The following is a 15346-nucleotide window of genomic DNA, read 5'->3' on the forward strand; positions in this document are numbered from 1 at the left end:
AATTCGACGAGACGAACACCACTTCACCCCCGGGCGACTTTTGGAGAGTTTAAGAACTAACTCTTTCCATGACGGCCGAATGCAAGTTACAGCTATTTGTCATGCCCAACCGACCTGCCGAAATAGGCCCCGCCGGCCTCCACACCGCCCGCGCCATCGAGCACCTACGCCTCGTGCGCAGCCTGCCCCAGCACCAGCTCGCGACCCCTCCCGCAGCCCTGCTGCTCCCGTGGCTGACGCACATCGCCGCGCCCTACGCCACAGCCCAGTCCCCTAACCCCATCCAGGAGGCCCTTCTTGGCTGACGTGTACGACCGCTGGCACAAGTCCCACCCCAAGCCCACCGAGGCCGAGTGCGGCGAACACAAGAGCCGTACGAAGCGGATAGTCCCTACCGCCGATCACGGCATCGGCAAGCGCTGGCAGGTCCGTTACCGCGACCTGGACGGCCGCCAGCGCAAGGAGAACTTCCACACGAAGGCCGAAGCGGACAACCGTGCCGCCGAGGTCGACGTCGAGATCCGACGCGGCTCCTACGTCGTCCCGGCCGAGACGAAGCAGACAATCGGCGCCTACGCGCAGAAGTGGCTCGACGCGAACTCCGTCGGCCCGACGACCGCGCTCCGCTACGAGGCGACGGTCCGCAACCACATCGTCGAGCACCTCGGCCGACGCGAGCTGCGGTCCCTCAACCAGCCCTCGATCATTCAGGGTTGGATTCGCGCGCTCCAGGACGCCGAACTGGAGGTATCGACGATCGAGGGCATCTTCGACATCCTCTCCAGCATCCTCGGTATGGCCGTGGAGGACGGGCTACTGCCGAAGAACCCCTGCAAGGCGAAGTCGGTCAAGCTGCCGACCGCGATCAAGAAGAAAGTCATCCCCTGGCCGCTGGAGCGTGTGCATGCCGTCATCGACGGGCTGCCGAAGCGTTTCCAGGCCGGCGGCAAGCTCGCCTTCGGCTGCGGCCTGCGCCAGGGCGAGGTGTTCGGCTTCGCAGTCGGGGACATCGACTTCAAGGGCGGCTGGATCCACGTCAACCGCCAGGTGCGGCTCGTCGGCACGAAGCCCGTCTTCGCCCTCCCCAAGGGCAACAAGATCCGGTCAGTGCCCCTACCGGCCCAGCTTGCCGTCGCCGTCAAGGCCCACATGAAGGAGTTCCCGCCGGTCGAGGTCACCCTGCCCTGGGCCAAGCCGTACGGTGAGCCGAAGACCTTCCGCCTCCTCTTCGTCGACAAGAAGAATGGGGCGTACAACCGCAGCGTCTTCAATATGGGTGACTGGAAGCGCGCCCTGGCTGCCGCCGGAGTGATCCCACCCCGCGAGCGCGGCGCGCGCTACCTCCAGGCGGCCCCGGAAGACGGCATGCACGCCCTCCGGCACGCCTACGCCTCCGTGCTCCTGGACGCGGGGGAGAGTATCAAGGCGCTCTCGGAGTACCTCGGCCACTCGGACCCCGGCTTCACGCTACGGACGTACACGCACCTGCTGCCGTCCAGCGAGACCCGCACCCGCAAGGCGATCGACGACGCCTTCACGGAAACGGAAACGGAAGCCGAGGCGAAAGACGACGGCGACCCGCCCGCCGCCCAGGGCACATCAGCGCCCCCAGCAAAACCAATGTGCCCTCGATGTGCCCTGGCCGCCTGACGGCCCCTCCCCGGCACCAAAAAGGGCGAGGCCCGAAGACCCCGCCCGATCCGCAAGAAACCCCAGCTCAGGGCCAATCAGGGCCAAACAAGGCAATAAGGCTGATGCCCCGCCTCATGCAACCGATGGCTGAAGTCCTGCCACTCGTGCAGCAACTGGTACACGTTGAACGCGTCCCGCGGTCCACCCCGGTCCGGCACCGTCGACCAGATGAACGCCGCCGCGCCGACCGCCTCCTCGCCGATGCCGCGCAGGGGGTCGACGACGGTCATCGGTAGTTTCACGACCGCGTAGTCGGGGTGCAGGACCACCAGCTCCAGCGGGGGCACCTTGTGCAGGGGGACGCCCTCGATGCCGGTGAGGACCATGGCGGCCATGGTCTCCGGCTTGATCTTGGTGAACATGCCGTTCATCCCGAGCTCGTCGCCGCCCAGCTCCTCGGGGCGCATCGAGATCGGGACGCGGGCCGCGGTCGCGCCGTCGGGCGCGCCGAAGTACTTGTAGGTCACCCCCACCCGACCACCATTCCTGCTCCCCGCCCCCAGCCGGTCGGCCCGCCTCCCGAGCCGGTCGGGCTCGCTCGGTGCGCCGTGTGCCTGACGTGCTTCGGTCGCTTCCTCGGCCTCGCGTCGGTGCCTTCCGCGCCGGGCACGTCGAGGACCCAGGTCGTCGGTCCCCTCGCCCAGTCCGCCACCGCGATGCATATCTCCACCCGACTGCTTTTCTAGGACGCGTGGCCCCCGCCGCGCAACCCGATCATCGTGTCAGTGACCTCCCCCACGGCCGCACGCCGAAACGTGCGGTGAAACATATGTCCGTCGCCTGCCCGTCATATGCCTCAAGGGCGCCGGTAGCCCCTGTCCGCGCCGCCTGCGTGAGCTGCGTGGACGTGCTCCAGTCTGGCAGACGGCACGGCGTGCGGGCGGGTTGTCTACCCTGAATGAGGTCACCCTGGGCAACCAGAGTCCGAGAAGTCGGAGAAGGTCGAGAAGGTCGGAGAAGTCGCAGGTCATGAGCGAACTGGCATATCCATACGAAGCACCGGCCTCGCAGGCTCTGTTCGACCGCGCGGCGGCCGTCACGCCCGGCGGCGTGAACTCCCCGGTGCGCGCCTTCGGCGCCGTCGGCGGCACGCCCCGGTTCATGGTGTCCGGCACCGGGCCGTACCTGACCGACGCCGACGGACGGGAGTACGTCGACCTCGTCTGCTCCTGGGGGCCGATGATCCTCGGGCACGCCCACCCCGAGGTGATCGCCGCCGTGCAGGAGGCGGTCGCCCGCGGGACGTCGTTCGGCACGCCCGCCGAGGGGGAGGTCGCCCTCGCCGAGGCGATGGTCGAGCGGGTCGCCCCGCTGGAGGAGGTGCGGCTCGTGTCCAGTGGGACCGAGGCCACCATGTCGGCCATCCGGCTCGCCCGCGGGTTCACGCGGCGGACCAAGGTGATCAAGTTCGCCGGGTGTTACCACGGTCACGTCGACTCGCTGCTCGCCGCCGCCGGCTCCGGTGTCGCCACCTTCGCGCTGCCCGACACCCCGGGCGTCACCGGTGCCCAGGCGAGCGACACCATCGTGCTGCCGTACAACGACCTCGTGGCCGTGCACGCCGCCTTCGCCGCCCACCCCGGTGAGATCGCCTGCGTGATCACCGAGGCGTCGCCCGGCAACATGGGCGTCGTACCGCCGCTGCCCGGGTTCAACCAGGGGCTGAAGGACGCCTGCGCCGCGAACGGAGCGCTGTTCGTCTCCGACGAGGTCATGACCGGGTTCCGGACCAGCAGGGCCGGCTGGTACGGCGTCGAGGGCGTCGTCCCCGACCTGATGACCTTCGGCAAGGTCATGGGCGGTGGGTTCCCCGCCGCCGCGTTCGGCGGGCGCGCCGACGTCATGGCGCACCTCGCCCCGGCCGGGCCGGTCTACCAGGCCGGCACCCTCTCCGGGAACCCGGTCGCCACCGCCGCCGGGCTCGCCCAGCTGCGACTCCTGGACGACGCCGCGTACGCCAAGGTCAACGCCGTGTCGGAGCAGATCCAGGGGCTGGTCACCGAGGCCCTCGCCAAGGAGGGCGTCGCGCACCGGCTGCAGACCGCCTCCAACATGTTCTCCGTCTTCTTCACGGACCGGCCGGTCAGGAACTACGAGGACGCCAAGGCGCAGGAGTCCTTCCGCTTCACCGCCTTCTTCCACTCGCTGCTCGCGAACGGCGTCTACCTGCCGCCGTCCTCCTTCGAGTCCTGGTTCGTGTCCACCGCCCACGACGAGCGGGCCGTCCAGCGCATCGCCGACGCCCTTCCGGCGGCGGCCCGCGCGGCGGCGGAGGCGACGGCATGAGCGAGAGCCCGGACAAGGACCTCACCGTCGTCCACGTGATGCGGCACGGCGAGGTCGAGAACCCCACCGGCGTCCTCTACGGCCGTCTGCCCGGCTACCACCTCTCCGACCTGGGCCGGCGCATGGCCGACCGGGTCGCCGAGCACCTCGCCCCCCGCGACGTCACCTACGTCGTCGCGTCCCCGCTGGAGCGGGCGCAGGAGACGGCGACGCCGATCGCGAAGGCGCACGGTCTGGACCTCGGCACCGACGAGCGGCTCATCGAGGCCGACAACGTCTTCCAGGGCAAGACCTTCGGCATCGGCGACGGCGCGCTGCGCCGGCCCGCCAACTGGAAGCACGTGGTCAACCCGTTCAAGCCGTCCTGGGGCGAGCCGTACGTCGACCAGGTGGTGCGCATGATGGGCGCGCTGAACGCGGCCAAGGACCGGGCCCGCGGGCACGAGGCCGTGGTCGTCAGCCACCAGCTGCCGATCTGGATACTGCGGTCGTACGTCGAGCGGCGGCGGCTGTGGCACGACCCGCGCAAGCGGCAGTGCACGCTGGCGTCCCTGACGACGTTCACGTTCCAGGGCGACCGGATCGTGTCCGTCGGCTACACCGAGCCCGCCCGCGACCTCGTCCCGGCCCACCTCCTCGCGGGAGCCAAGCCGGTCAAGGGGCAGGGCAAGGCCTTCGGGGCCTGACGGCGACCGGTGGGTCTGACGGCGACCGGTGGGTCTGACGGCGACCGGTGGGCCTGACGGCGACCGGTCGGTCCGACGGCCGCGGGGTCCGGCCGGTCCGCGCCCGCACCGGTTCCGCGGCCCGACGGTCCCGGCCGCGGTGCCTGACGCCCGTTACCGAATCCGCACAAATATCCGGAACCCGCACGTTCGTCGCGTCCTCTGACTCAGTGACCACCAGAGGACGCGACGAACGAGGTTGCGATGCGCACTTCCACCCGCACTCTCACCCGCAGGGGGATGCTCGGACTCGGCGCGGGTGCCGCGGCCGCCGTCGGGCTCGCGGGCTGCGGTACCGGCTCCCACGCCTCGCCGGGCGGCTCGCACCAGGCCGGCGGTTCCGGCGAGCCCTCGCCTTCCGGCAGCAGCAAGGCCCCCGCGAAGCCCATCGGCGACGGCTCCACGGCGTACACCGGCAGGCAGCCGCACCAGCCGGACGCGCCGGTGCCGCTGGAACCCGGCCAGACCCCACCGCAGTTCGTCGTCTTCTCCTGGGACGGCGCGGGCGAGGTCGGCAACGGGCTCTTCCCGCGCTTCCTCGACCTCGCCCAGGAGCACGGCGCGCACATGACCTTCTTCCTCTCGGGCCTGTACCTGCTGCCCGAGTCGAAGAAGCGCCTCTACGACCCGCCGAACAACCCGCGCGGCGCCTCCGACATCGGCTACCTCACCGACGCCCACATCAAGGACACGCTGAAGAACGTCCGGCGGGCCTGGCTGGACGGCCACGAGATCGGCACCCACTTCAACGGCCACTTCTGCGGCGGCAGCGGCACGGTCGGCAACTGGACCCCGGCGCAGTGGCGCAGCGAGATCGACCAGGCGAAGTCCTTCGTGAAGGAGTGGCGGACCAACAGCGGCTGGACCGACCTGCCGTCCCTGCCCTTCGACTACGACAAGGAGCTCGTCGGCGGCCGCACGCCCTGCCTGCTCGGCCAGGACAACCTGCTGCCCACCGCCCGCGAGCTCGGCTGGCGCTACGACGCCTCCTCGCCCGGCGGCCGTCAGGTGTGGCCGGTGAAGAAGGACGGGATCTGGGACCTGCCGTTGCAGCAGATACCTTTCCCCGGGCACTCCTTCGAGGTCCTGTCGATGGACTACAACATCCTCGCCAACCAGTCGGTCAACTCGACCAAGGCGCCCGCCCACAACTACCCGGGCTGGCGCGAACAGGCCACGAAAGCCTACATATCCGGCTTCAAGCGGGCGTACGAGACGAACCGGGCGCCGTTCTTCGTCGGCAACCACTTCGAGGAGTGGAACGGCGGCATCTACATGGACGCCGTCGAGCAGGCCCTCAAGCACATCGCGCGGGAGAAGGAGAAGGGCGGGGACATCCGTCTCGTCTCCTTCCGCCAGTTCACCGACTGGCTGGACGTCCAGAAGCCGGAGGTGCTCGCGGCGCTCCGCACGGTCGAGGTGGGGCAGCGGCCGGCCGGAGGCTGGAACGCCTTCCTCAAGGACGGCACGGGGACGGGCACCGGCCGCGCGACGGGCTCGGCGAACGCCGCCTGAAATGCGGGTTTCCGCCCGTGAGGGGGGTGCGCAAGATCCCCGGAACGGACATGCGAAACTTTTCACATGAGTGCCGCCAGCCGCGCCCCCCTGCGCTCGAACCGCACCGCCGGCCGCGTCCGTCGCCGTGTCGCCCTGACCGCCGGCGTCGCCGCGGTCGCCCTGCTCGGCTCCGCCTGCAGCTCCGGAGGGACGTCCGGCGGAGGCGGCCAGACCGGTTTCATCACCGGCTCCGACGGCATCGCCACCGCCAAGGAGGGTGAGCGGGCCGACGCCCCCGACCTGTCCGGCGAGACCGTCGACGGCGGACAGCTCGACATCGCCGACTACCAGGGCAAGATCATCGTCCTCAACGTGTGGGGCTCCTGGTGCGGGCCCTGCCGCGCCGAGGCCAAGAACCTGGAGAAGGTCTACCGGGACACCAAGGACCAGGGCGTCCAGTTCGTCGGCATCAACACCCGCGACTCCACCACCGGTCCGGCCCGGGCCTTCGAGAAGGACTACGGCGTCACCTACCCGAGCCTGTACGACCCGGCCGGCCGGCTGATGCTCCGCTTCGAGAAGGGCACGCTCAACCCGCAGGCCATCCCCTCCACGCTCGTCGTCGACCGGGAGGGGAAGGTCGCCGCGCGCGCCCTCCAGGCGCTCAGCGAGGAGAAGCTGCGCAAGATGCTCGACCCGTACCTCGCGGACGAGTCGGGGAAGTGACGTGACCGCGCTGACCACGCTCGCGGAGGCGGGCAGCAACGCCACGGTGCTCAACGGCGCCCTGCTGGTGGCCCTGCCCATCGCCCTGCTCGGCGGCCTCGTCTCCTTCTTCTCGCCCTGCGTCCTGCCGCTCGTCCCCGGCTACCTCTCCTACGTGACCGGGGTCACCGGCACCGACCTCGGTGACGCCCGGCGCGGACGGATGGTCGCCGGCGCCTCGCTCTTCGTCCTCGGCTTCACCGTCGTGTTCGTCTCCAGCGGCGCGCTGTTCGGCTACTTCGGCCAGACGCTCCAGGAGAACCAGGGCGTCCTGACCAACGTGCTGGGCGTGCTCATGATCCTCATGGGCGTCTTCTTCATGGGCCTGATGCCCTGGCTCACCCAGCGCGAGTTCCGCTTCCACAAGAAGCCCGTGAGCGGCCTGATCGGCGCCCCCGTACTGGGCGCGCTGTTCGGCATCGGCTGGACGCCCTGCATCGGCCCGACCCTCGCCTCCGTCCTGGCGCTCTCCGCCGACCAGGGCACCGCGGGCCGCGGCGCCATACTGACCGTCGCGTACTGCGTCGGCCTCGGCGTGCCCTTCGTGCTCGCCGCGGTCGCCTTCCGCAAGGCGCTCGGCGCCTTCGGCTGGGTCAAGCGCCACTATGTGTGGGTGATGCGCATCGGCGGCATCATGATGATCGCGACCGGCCTGCTGCTGCTGACCGGCGCGTGGGACAGCATCGTCCAGGACATGCAGACCTGGTCCAACGGCTTCACTGTGGGGATCTGATCCGATGAGCACCACTTCGAAAACGGCGTCGGACAAGACCCCGAAGACCGCCGCGGACGACCAGGACCTCGGCGCCGCCGGCTCCCAGCTGTCCACCGCCCCCGTGGAGGAGGCACCGAACCTCCCCTCCCTCGGCGTGACCGGCTGGGCCCGCTGGTTCTGGCGCCAGCTCACCTCGATGCGGGTCGCGCTGCTGCTGCTCCTGCTGCTGTCGCTGGGCGCGATCCCCGGCTCGCTGATCCCGCAGAGCGGCGTCGACGCCCTGCAGGTCGAGGAGTTCCGCAAGAACCACGACATCCTCGCGCCGATCTACGACAAGCTCGGCCTCTTCCACGTCTACAGCTCGGTGTGGTTCTCCGCGATCTACATCCTGCTGTTCGTCTCCCTCATCGGCTGCATCGTCCCGCGCACCTGGCAGTTCGTCGGACAGCTGCGCGGCCGTCCGCCCGGCGCGCCCCGGCGCCTGACCCGGCTGCCCGCCTACACCACCTGGCGCACCGGGGCCGAGCCGGAGCAGGTCCGCGAGGCCGCCCTGACGCTGCTGAAGAAGCGCCGCTTCCGCGCCCACGCCGTCGGGGACGCCGTCGCCGCCGAGAAGGGCTACCTGCGGGAGGTCGGCAACCTCGCCTTCCACATCGCGCTGATCGTGATGCTGATCGCGTTCGGCTGGGGCCAGCTCTTCAAGTACGAGGGCAACAAGCTGATCCTGGAGGGCGACGGCTTCGCCAACACGCTCACCCAGTACGACGACTTCAAGTCCGGGAACCTGTTCGGCCAGGACGACCTCGACCCGTTCAGCTTCACCCTGAAGGACTTCCGCGGCACCTACGAGCCGTCCGGCCCCAACCGCGGCACCCCGCGCGTCTACGAGGCCCACATCAGCTACAGCGAGGGCGCCGACGGCGAGGAGAAGGCCACCACCATCAAGGTGAACGAGCCGCTGGAGGTCGACGGCTCGAAGGTCTACCTCGTCAGCCACGGCTACGCGCCCATCGTCACCGTCAAGGACGCCAAGGGCGACGTCGTCATGGACAAGCAGGCCGTGGCCCTGCTGCCGCTGGACTCCAACGTCACCTCCTCCGGCGCCATCAAGGTCATGGACGGCTACCGCAACGCCAAGGGCGAGAAGGAGCAGCTCGGCTTCAACGCGTTCTTCCTGCCGACCTACGGCGGCAAGGGCAGCGCGATGTACTCCACCTTCCCGGCGCTGATCAACCCGATGCTGGCGCTCTCCGCCTACCACGGCGACCTCGGTGTCGACGCGGGCTTCCCGCAGAGCATCTACCAGCTCGACAAGAGCAACCTGAAGGAGTTCAAGGACTCCGACGGCAAGCTGTTCAAGAAGCAGCTGAAGGTCGGCGAGACCATGACGCTGCCGAACGGCGCCGGCTCGGTCACCTTCGACGGCATCCAGGAGTGGGCCGGCTTCCAGGTCACCCAGCAGCCCGGCAGCGGCTGGGCGCTCGCCGGCGCCACCGCCGCGATCCTCGGACTCGCCGGCTCCCTGTTCATCCAGCGCCGCCGGGTCTGGGTGCGGGCCGTCAAGGGCGACGACGGCGTCACGGTCGTCGAGATGGCCGGCCTCGGCCGCAGCGAGTCCGCGAAGGTGCCCCAGGAGCTCGGTGACCTCGCGGGGACCCTGTACGAGCAGGCGCCCGACGCACCGAAGAACGACGACACCCCCGACACCTCCGACACCCACGTCGTACCTGCCGAAAGGCCTGGGAAATGAGTCTCGCCGCAGCAACCGAGCTGGCCGCCGCGACCAACGAGAACCTCGCGAACGTCAGCAACACGCTCATCTACTCCGCGATGGCCGTGTACACCCTGGCCTTCTTCGCGTACATCGCCGAGTGGCTCTTCGGCAGCCGGAGCAAGGTGGGCCGTACGGCCGCCGCCCTGACCGCCGACGCCGACGCGAAGGCCAAGGCGAAGGCCGCTCCGGCCGTCACCGTGAACAAGGCCGGCGGCACCGCCGTCCTGGAGCGACCCAAGGTCGTGGTGCGAGCCGCGACCGGCTCCCGCGACGTGCCCGACGGGCCGGGCGCGCACGGCGGCACCGAGAAGGGCGACCTCTACGGGCGGATCGCCATCTCGCTCACCGCGCTGGCCTTCGCCGTCGAGGCGGGCGGCGTGCTCACCCGCGCCCTGTCGGTGGAGCGGGCGCCGTGGGGCAACATGTACGAGTTCAACATCACGTTCACGACGGTCGCCGTCGGCGTGTACCTCGTACTGCTCGCCCTGAAGAAGAACGTCCGCTGGCTCGGCCTCCCGCTGACCACCACGGTCCTGCTCGACCTCGGTCTCGCCGTCACGGTCCTGTACACCGCCAGCGACCAGCTCGTCCCGGCGCTGCACTCCTACTGGCTGTACATCCACGTCTCCACGGCGATCTTCTGCGGCGCCGTCTTCTACGTCGGCGCGGTGGCCGCGGTCCTGTACCTCTTCAAGGACAGCTTCGAGAACAAGCTCGCCACCGGCGGCGTCCCCGGCCGCTTCGCCGACTCGGTCCTGGACCGGCTGCCCGCCGCCGCCACCCTCGACAAGTTCGCCTACCGCGTCAACGCCGCCGTCTTCCCGCTGTGGACGTTCACGATCATCGCGGGCGCGATCTGGGCGGGCGACGCGTGGGGCCGCTACTGGGGCTGGGACCCGAAGGAGGTCTGGTCCTTCATCACCTGGGTCGCCTACGCCGGCTACCTGCACGCCCGCGCCACCGCCGGCTGGAAGGGCCGCAAGGCCGCCTACCTGGCGCTCATCGCCTTCGGCTGCTGGCTGTTCAACTACTACGGCGTCAACATCTTCGTCGGCGGCAAGCACTCCTACGCGGACGTGGGCCTGGGCGCCCTCCAGTCCGTCGGTTTCTGACGCGCCCGGACCGGAGGGCCGACAAGCGTCCTCAGGGCCGGGAGCGGCCGACGCTCGTGACGATGTCCCGCAGCCGCTCCACGTACAGCCGCAGGTTCTTGTGCGCGACGTCGGTGTCCGGGTACCGGCTGGCGAACCACAGGCCCTCCGGGAGCCGGGTGACCCACGCGCACACCTGGTCGCCGTACGACACCCTGAGCAGCGCGTAGGCCGACTGGTCCTGCCAGCGGACGGAGCCGGGGACGTCGCGGGCGTCGACGAAGGACACGATCGAGTACAGGTCCGGTGACGTGGGGTGGAAGTCCTGGCCGAGCAGGCGCAGCACCCGGTCGATCGGCATGCGGGACAGCCGCCGGTTGGCCTGGAGTTCGGCGCGGACGGTGCGCAGGGCGCTGGGGAAGTCGTGGGTCCGCGCCACGGGGATCTCGATCGGCGCGCCGCCGACGTACCAGCCCACGGACTGGGACCACTGGGACCGGGACCTGGTGTGGAACGGCACGACCGTGCGGTAGACGGGCTCCCCGCCGATCTCGTGGACGACGAGCGCGGTCGCGGCCAGCACGCCGACCAGGCTGCCGCCGTAGGGGCGGCAGTACGCCTCGAAGGCCGCCGCGTCGGCCGCGTCCACCAGGGGCTCGCGCAGCAGCTTCTGGACGGGCAGCGCGCCGCCGGGCTCCAGCCCGAGGTCGACGGGGAAGGAGGGCAGCCGTCCGTCGCACCGCCGGATGAACTCCCGCCAGCGGGCGACGATGTCGTGGCCGCCGTCGATCCGGTCCGCTTCCGCCCGCTCGGCCTCGCAGAAGTCGACGTAGCTGCCGACCTGCGGATGCTCCACCGCCCGGCCCTCGACGCCGGCCGTGTACAGCTCGTGGATCTCGGCGGGGATGCGGTAGATGGAGTAGGCGTCGACGTTGCTGTGGTCGAAGCCCATGTAGACGCTGACGCCGTCGTCGCGGACGACCGCCGTGTAGATGAGGTTGGGCCAGCGCAGCGCGTCCGCCACGCTGTCGAAGCGGTCCTGGAGGTGACGGGCCAGGTCCGTCGCGTCCGGGAAGTCGCCGATCTCCTCCCGGTGCAGGGACACCGCCTGCGCGTCGAGCGTGAACCGGCGCAACTCGTCACCGGCCGCGCCGGCCCAGCGGAAACCGCTGCGCAGCGTCTCGTGCCGCAGGGTCCAGGCGCGCAGCGCCTCCTGGAGCACGTCGAGGTCGACCGGGCCCGGGATGTCGAAGGCCGCGCCGAGCCAGGTCGGCACGAACAGCCCGTCCTCGCGGACCGACCGGGCCGTCCGGATGTGCGACTCCTGGATGTACGCCGGTGGCCGGGCGTCCTCGGGCAGCCCTGCCGCGATGTCGAGGGTCCGTGGACTGAGCGTCCACTCGACGAGGCGCCCGGGCCGGATCTCGCAGCGCTGGATGTCGGTCATTCGCACGAGGGGGGTCTCCGTTCGCAGATGTAACAGACCCGACCAAGAGAATGCCGTGCGCGCGACCGCGCACCGGGTGTGTCGGCACTGTTCAACGGAACGGGTGGCTCCTCGAACGGCGGTACGTGGGATCGCCGTTCACTCCGGACGGGCACGCTCCGGGCCGGCGGGCTTCGGACAGGCGTACTCCAGATAGGCGTGCAGGGCGCCCGCTCCCGCCAGCGTCGCCCGCGTCCGCGCGGCGAGGGCCCGCCCGCGCGCCTCGACCGCCGCCCGCAGTGCCTCGCTGCTCCCCTCGCGCCGCAGGCCGTCCAGGACGGGCCGGATCTGGTCGAACAGGTAGTGGCTGCGGCGCAGCGTGCGCACGAGCCGGGCGTCGCGGACGTCGGCGGGCCCGTAGACGCGGTACCGGGTGCCGGATTCCCGCCGGGGCGCGAGCAGCCCCGCGGTCTCCCACACCCGCAGCGCGGACGTCCGTACGCCGATCAGCGCGGCCACCTCGCCGATGCGCAGACCGCCCGGGCTCGGCAGTGGCCCGGGCTCCTGACGGGCGAGCGTCTCCAGCGCATCGCTCGCGGCCCGCAGCGCGACCCGCTCCTCGTGCAGGGCGGCGTGCGCTGCGTCGACGAGCGCGAGCGCGCCGGGTACGTCCCCCTCGTGCACGGTCCGCATGACCCGCGTCCCCGTCACCGGGCCGTACCCCCTGTGCAGCGCCCGGTACGTCAGCAGCGCGCGCCGGTGCACCTCGTCGAAGACGCGGTAGCCGGACTCGGTCCGCCCGGCCGGGGGAAGGACACCGGCGTCCTCGTAGTTGCGGATCTGCTGCGTGGAGAGACCGGCCGTGCGGGCCAGGTCGACGGTCCGCAGACGACGGCCGTCGGTCTTCATCGGCCAACACCCCCTCGGGAGAGGAGCTCCGCCTCCGTTACCGCGCACCCAGCAGCTGGAGGATCCCGTTCACCGCTTCCACGACGGGTGCGCCCAGCGCCCCGGCGGTCGCGGCGACGCCGGCGACGGCCATCAGGGCGCGGGTGCGGGCCTGCGGCTGGACCACGGCGTCGGGGGCGAGGACGGGCAGGGACTCGTCGATCGTCTGCGCGGCCGGGGGCGGCACCTGCGTGCGCAGGTCGCGCAGCTGTGCCGTCAGCGCCTCGACGGCGGCGCGCAGTTGGGGGTCCATGGCGGTCGGTGCCGCGTTCTTCACCATGCCGGTGTTGCCCGTTCCGCCGTGCATGGTGACGTTGTCCCCGAAGTAGTAGCTGTCGCCGCTCATGCCGCCGTCCTCATCCCCACGTTGCCCGTTCCGCCGTACATGTTGACGTTGTCCCCGAAGTAGTAGTTCCTGGGATTGATCGTGAGTCTGTCGACCCTCACCTGGAACTCGGCCTCGGGGTTCTCGATCGCGTGCACGACGTGGCCGACGAGCTGGTTGAGATGCTGGGTGTCCTTGCTGGTCACCAGGGCCGTCGACGCACCGGACGTCTCGACGGCCAGCACCCAGTGCGAGGACGCGGTCAGCACCGCCCCCAGATCGCCGGCGCAGTAGATCAGGGCCACGACGGCGCCGAACCAGACGAACTTGGTGATCGTCTCCGCGGTCTCGGCGTCGCTGCCCAGACGGGTGAGGTTGCCGAGGATCGTCATGGCGAAGGCCACCGGCAGGATGATCCCGACGCGCTTGAAGAAGAGCACGGTCGCCTCACCGCGTCGCGGGGAGAGCAGGAACGTGTACACCCGTGTGATGTTCCGCAGTGGGTAGGCCGCGCCGCCGACCCACAGCAGCCGCTTGCTGATCCGCATCTCGACGCCGCCCCCCAGGTGCGGCGGTAGCGGCGGCGGGGGCGGGGGAGCGACCCGGTTGTGCCAGGGCCGGTCGCCGCCGGACGCCTGCGCCGGGAACGCCGGCGGAGGCTGCGGAGGCTGCTGCGGGGGCGTCTCCGGGTTCTCGGGTCTCTCCATGACCTGTCCGCACCGCCTGATGTATGTGATGCCCGTCACTGGAGGACGAACATTAGCGGGGCCGAAGTGAACACCGCCGCTCCTTTCCGGGCAAGAGTGGCGCGACTCGGCCGGGCTCGGGAGCGGACAGGTGCTTCCGTCCGGGCAGCAGCAGCGGGGTGGCGAGCAGGAGGACGCCGGAGACGGTGATCGCGGCGAGGGGACCGGTGAGTGTGGCGAGAACGCCCCAGACCACCATCAGGGCGGCCTGGAGGAGTTTGCCGAGCGCACTCCACGTACTGAGGACCTGGGCGGTGTGGTCCGCGGGGGTCCGTCGCAGGCGTTCCGTCGCGTGGATCGGGTTGAAGACGCCCATGCAGGTGATCAGCAGGCCCTCGACGACGATCACGGTGAGGAGTCCGGGGACGCCGGGCCGGACGAACGCGAGACCGAGGGGGAAGAGCGAGCGCAGCCGGCCGGAGACGACCAGGACGCGGTGCCGGCCGTAGCGGGTCACCAGGCGCGCGGAGAGGCGGGCGCCCACGAAGCCGCCGAGCGCCGGGACGCCGAAGGCGAGGCCGTACTGCCAGGCCGGGAAGTGGTACTGGCCCAGCAGGAGGACGGACAGGAGCGGCACGGTGGCCATGATGAGGCCGCCGACCAGGGCCGAGTTGAGGAACAGGCGGATCAGCGCGCGGTCGCGGCGGATGAACCGCCAGCCGCGCAGGAGGTCGGCCCCGCGCGGCCCGGTGCCCGCCCGGTCGCGCGGTGTCGCGACGTCGGTTCCGCGGACGCGCAGGATCCCGAGCGCGGACAGCAGGTAGCTGAGGGCGTCGGCCGTGACCGTGACGACCGGGCCGAGCAGCCCCGTGAGCGCACCGCCGAGGGGCGGGCCCGCCGCGGTCGCCACCCAGTTCGTGCCCTCGAACCTCCCGTTCGCCACCAGCAGGTGGTCGCCACGGACGAGATGCTTCAGGTAGGCGCCGGACGCGGCGGAGAAGGCGATGCCCGCGGTCCCGGAGACGACCGAGACGACCAGCAGGTGGCCGTAGGTGAGCAGACCGAGGACGTGGGCGATCGGGACGCTCGCCGTCGCGGCGAACCGGACCAGGTCCGTCGCGATCATCACCGGACGCTTGGCCCGGTGCTCGACCCACGGTCCGAGCGGGAACGCGACCGTCGCCGCGACGGCGAGCCCGGCCGCCTCCAGGAGCGACACGGCGAACGCCGACGCGTGCAGCTCCCGGACCGCGATCAGCGGGAACGCGCCGAAGGCGATCCACGTGCCGTACGTACTGACGGCGTAGGACGACCACAGCCAACCGAAACCGCGCTCCAAACGCACGCGCATGCGACCCCCTCGTGACAACCGATGCTCGGGTCGGTCATCACACCGGCCGCACCGCCGAGGGATCA

15 protein-coding genes are annotated in these 15346 nt (G+C 70.7%); 9 read left to right on the top strand and 6 right to left on the bottom strand.

The genetic code is table 11. The features are described 5' to 3' along the window. Positions 1–101: 101 nt before the first annotated feature. Both RM812_RS25345 and RM812_RS25350 read left to right on the top strand, forming a co-directional pair. Positions 102–305 carry a hypothetical protein gene (locus RM812_RS25345; protein WP_311576215.1) on the top strand — a complete coding sequence of 68 codons (204 nt, stop codon included), beginning with the start codon at positions 102–104 and terminating at the stop codon, positions 303–305. Between the two features lies 1 nt (position 306). Beyond that, the gene (locus RM812_RS25350; RefSeq protein WP_311576422.1) at positions 307–1650 is read left to right on the top strand and encodes a tyrosine-type recombinase/integrase; all 1344 of its coding nucleotides are present in this window, start codon (positions 307–309) and stop codon (positions 1648–1650) included. 77 nt (positions 1651–1727) lie between these two features. Here the strand turns inward: RM812_RS25350 and RM812_RS25355 are convergent, their stop codons facing one another. Further along, a complete protein-coding gene (locus tag RM812_RS25355) occupies positions 1728–2354 on the bottom strand; it encodes a hypothetical protein (protein ID WP_311576218.1) in 627 nt (208 codons plus the stop codon). A 307-nt stretch (positions 2355–2661) separates the two neighbouring features. On the opposite strand from RM812_RS25355, the gene hemL reads away from it, so the two are divergent. The 7 genes from hemL (at position 2662) to ccsB (ending at position 10566) form a co-directional block, all read left to right on the top strand. Next, the gene (gene hemL / locus RM812_RS25360) at positions 2662–3978 is read left to right on the top strand and encodes a glutamate-1-semialdehyde 2,1-aminomutase (protein ID WP_311576222.1); all 1317 of its coding nucleotides are present in this window, start codon (positions 2662–2664) and stop codon (positions 3976–3978) included. Further along, on the top strand, positions 3975–4664 hold the full coding sequence (locus RM812_RS25365; protein WP_311576225.1) for a histidine phosphatase family protein: 690 nt from the start codon (positions 3975–3977) through the stop codon (positions 4662–4664). The genes hemL and RM812_RS25365 overlap by 4 nt, the downstream gene beginning before the upstream one ends. Before the next feature lie 243 nt (positions 4665–4907). After that, the gene (locus RM812_RS25370; protein WP_394816514.1) at positions 4908–6218 is read left to right on the top strand and encodes a polysaccharide deacetylase family protein; all 1311 of its coding nucleotides are present in this window, start codon (positions 4908–4910) and stop codon (positions 6216–6218) included. Positions 6219–6284: 66 nt separating this feature from the next. Then, entirely contained in the window at positions 6285–6926 is a 642-nt protein-coding gene (locus RM812_RS25375) for a TlpA family protein disulfide reductase (protein ID WP_311576229.1), read from the top strand. 1 nt (position 6927) lies between these two features. Continuing rightward, a complete protein-coding gene (locus RM812_RS25380; RefSeq protein ID WP_311576232.1) occupies positions 6928–7698 on the top strand; it encodes a cytochrome c biogenesis CcdA family protein in 771 nt (256 codons plus the stop codon). Between the two features lie 4 nt (positions 7699–7702). Next, positions 7703–9430 (top strand): cytochrome c biogenesis protein ResB, encoded by a 1728-nt coding sequence (resB, locus tag RM812_RS25385; protein WP_311576235.1) that lies wholly within the window; start codon positions 7703–7705, stop codon positions 9428–9430. Then, positions 9427–10566 (top strand): c-type cytochrome biogenesis protein CcsB, encoded by a 1140-nt coding sequence (gene ccsB, locus RM812_RS25390; RefSeq protein WP_311576238.1) that lies wholly within the window; start codon positions 9427–9429, stop codon positions 10564–10566. The genes resB and ccsB overlap by 4 nt, the downstream gene beginning before the upstream one ends. A 31-nt stretch (positions 10567–10597) precedes the next feature. Here ccsB and RM812_RS25395 read toward each other — a convergent pair whose 3' ends face one another. From RM812_RS25395 to RM812_RS25415, 5 genes are all read right to left on the bottom strand, one after another. Further along, positions 10598–11998 (bottom strand): condensation domain-containing protein, encoded by a 1401-nt coding sequence (locus tag RM812_RS25395; RefSeq protein ID WP_311576241.1) that lies wholly within the window; start codon positions 11996–11998, stop codon positions 10598–10600. Between the two features lie 132 nt (positions 11999–12130). Beyond that, positions 12131–12880, bottom strand: a complete 750-nt coding sequence (locus tag RM812_RS25400) for a MerR family transcriptional regulator (RefSeq protein WP_311576244.1) — start codon at positions 12878–12880, stop codon at positions 12131–12133. 37 nt (positions 12881–12917) lie between these two features. Continuing rightward, positions 12918–13265 carry a hypothetical protein gene (locus RM812_RS25405; protein WP_311576246.1) on the bottom strand — a complete coding sequence of 116 codons (348 nt, stop codon included), beginning with the start codon at positions 13263–13265 and terminating at the stop codon, positions 12918–12920. Next, complete coding sequence (locus tag RM812_RS25410) at positions 13262–13951, bottom strand: DUF6232 family protein (protein WP_311576249.1); 690 nt, start codon at positions 13949–13951, stop codon at positions 13262–13264. Before RM812_RS25410 ends, RM812_RS25405 begins: the two co-directional genes overlap by 4 nt. Before the next feature lie 52 nt (positions 13952–14003). Continuing rightward, positions 14004–15281 carry an MFS transporter gene (locus RM812_RS25415; protein ID WP_311576252.1) on the bottom strand — a complete coding sequence of 426 codons (1278 nt, stop codon included), beginning with the start codon at positions 15279–15281 and terminating at the stop codon, positions 14004–14006. Positions 15282–15346 lie beyond the last annotated feature (65 nt).

It is taken from the genome of Streptomyces lancefieldiae (genome assembly GCF_031845825.1).
GTDB lineage: Bacteria > Actinomycetota > Actinomycetes > Streptomycetales > Streptomycetaceae > Streptomyces > Streptomyces lancefieldiae.

Coding starts and splice junctions, on each gene's coding strand:
- RM812_RS25345 (WP_311576215.1), top strand. CDS start 102: ATGCCCAACCGACCTGCCGAAATAGGCCCCGCCGGCCTCCACACCGCC.
- RM812_RS25355 (WP_311576218.1), bottom strand. CDS start 2,354: ATGCATCGCGGTGGCGGACTGGGCGAGGGGACCGACGACCTGGGTCCT.
- hemL (WP_311576222.1), top strand. CDS start 2,662: ATGAGCGAACTGGCATATCCATACGAAGCACCGGCCTCGCAGGCTCTG.
- RM812_RS25365 (WP_311576225.1), top strand. CDS start 3,975: ATGAGCGAGAGCCCGGACAAGGACCTCACCGTCGTCCACGTGATGCGG.
- RM812_RS25370 (WP_394816514.1), top strand. CDS start 4,908: ATGCGCACTTCCACCCGCACTCTCACCCGCAGGGGGATGCTCGGACTC.
- RM812_RS25375 (WP_311576229.1), top strand. CDS start 6,285: ATGAGTGCCGCCAGCCGCGCCCCCCTGCGCTCGAACCGCACCGCCGGC.
- resB (WP_311576235.1), top strand. CDS start 7,703: ATGAGCACCACTTCGAAAACGGCGTCGGACAAGACCCCGAAGACCGCC.
- ccsB (WP_311576238.1), top strand. CDS start 9,427: ATGAGTCTCGCCGCAGCAACCGAGCTGGCCGCCGCGACCAACGAGAAC.
- RM812_RS25400 (WP_311576244.1), bottom strand. CDS start 12,880: ATGAAGACCGACGGCCGTCGTCTGCGGACCGTCGACCTGGCCCGCACG.
- RM812_RS25405 (WP_311576246.1), bottom strand. CDS start 13,265: ATGAGCGGCGACAGCTACTACTTCGGGGACAACGTCACCATGCACGGC.
- RM812_RS25410 (WP_311576249.1), bottom strand. CDS start 13,951: ATGGAGAGACCCGAGAACCCGGAGACGCCCCCGCAGCAGCCTCCGCAG.
- RM812_RS25415 (WP_311576252.1), bottom strand. CDS start 15,281: ATGCGCGTGCGTTTGGAGCGCGGTTTCGGTTGGCTGTGGTCGTCCTAC.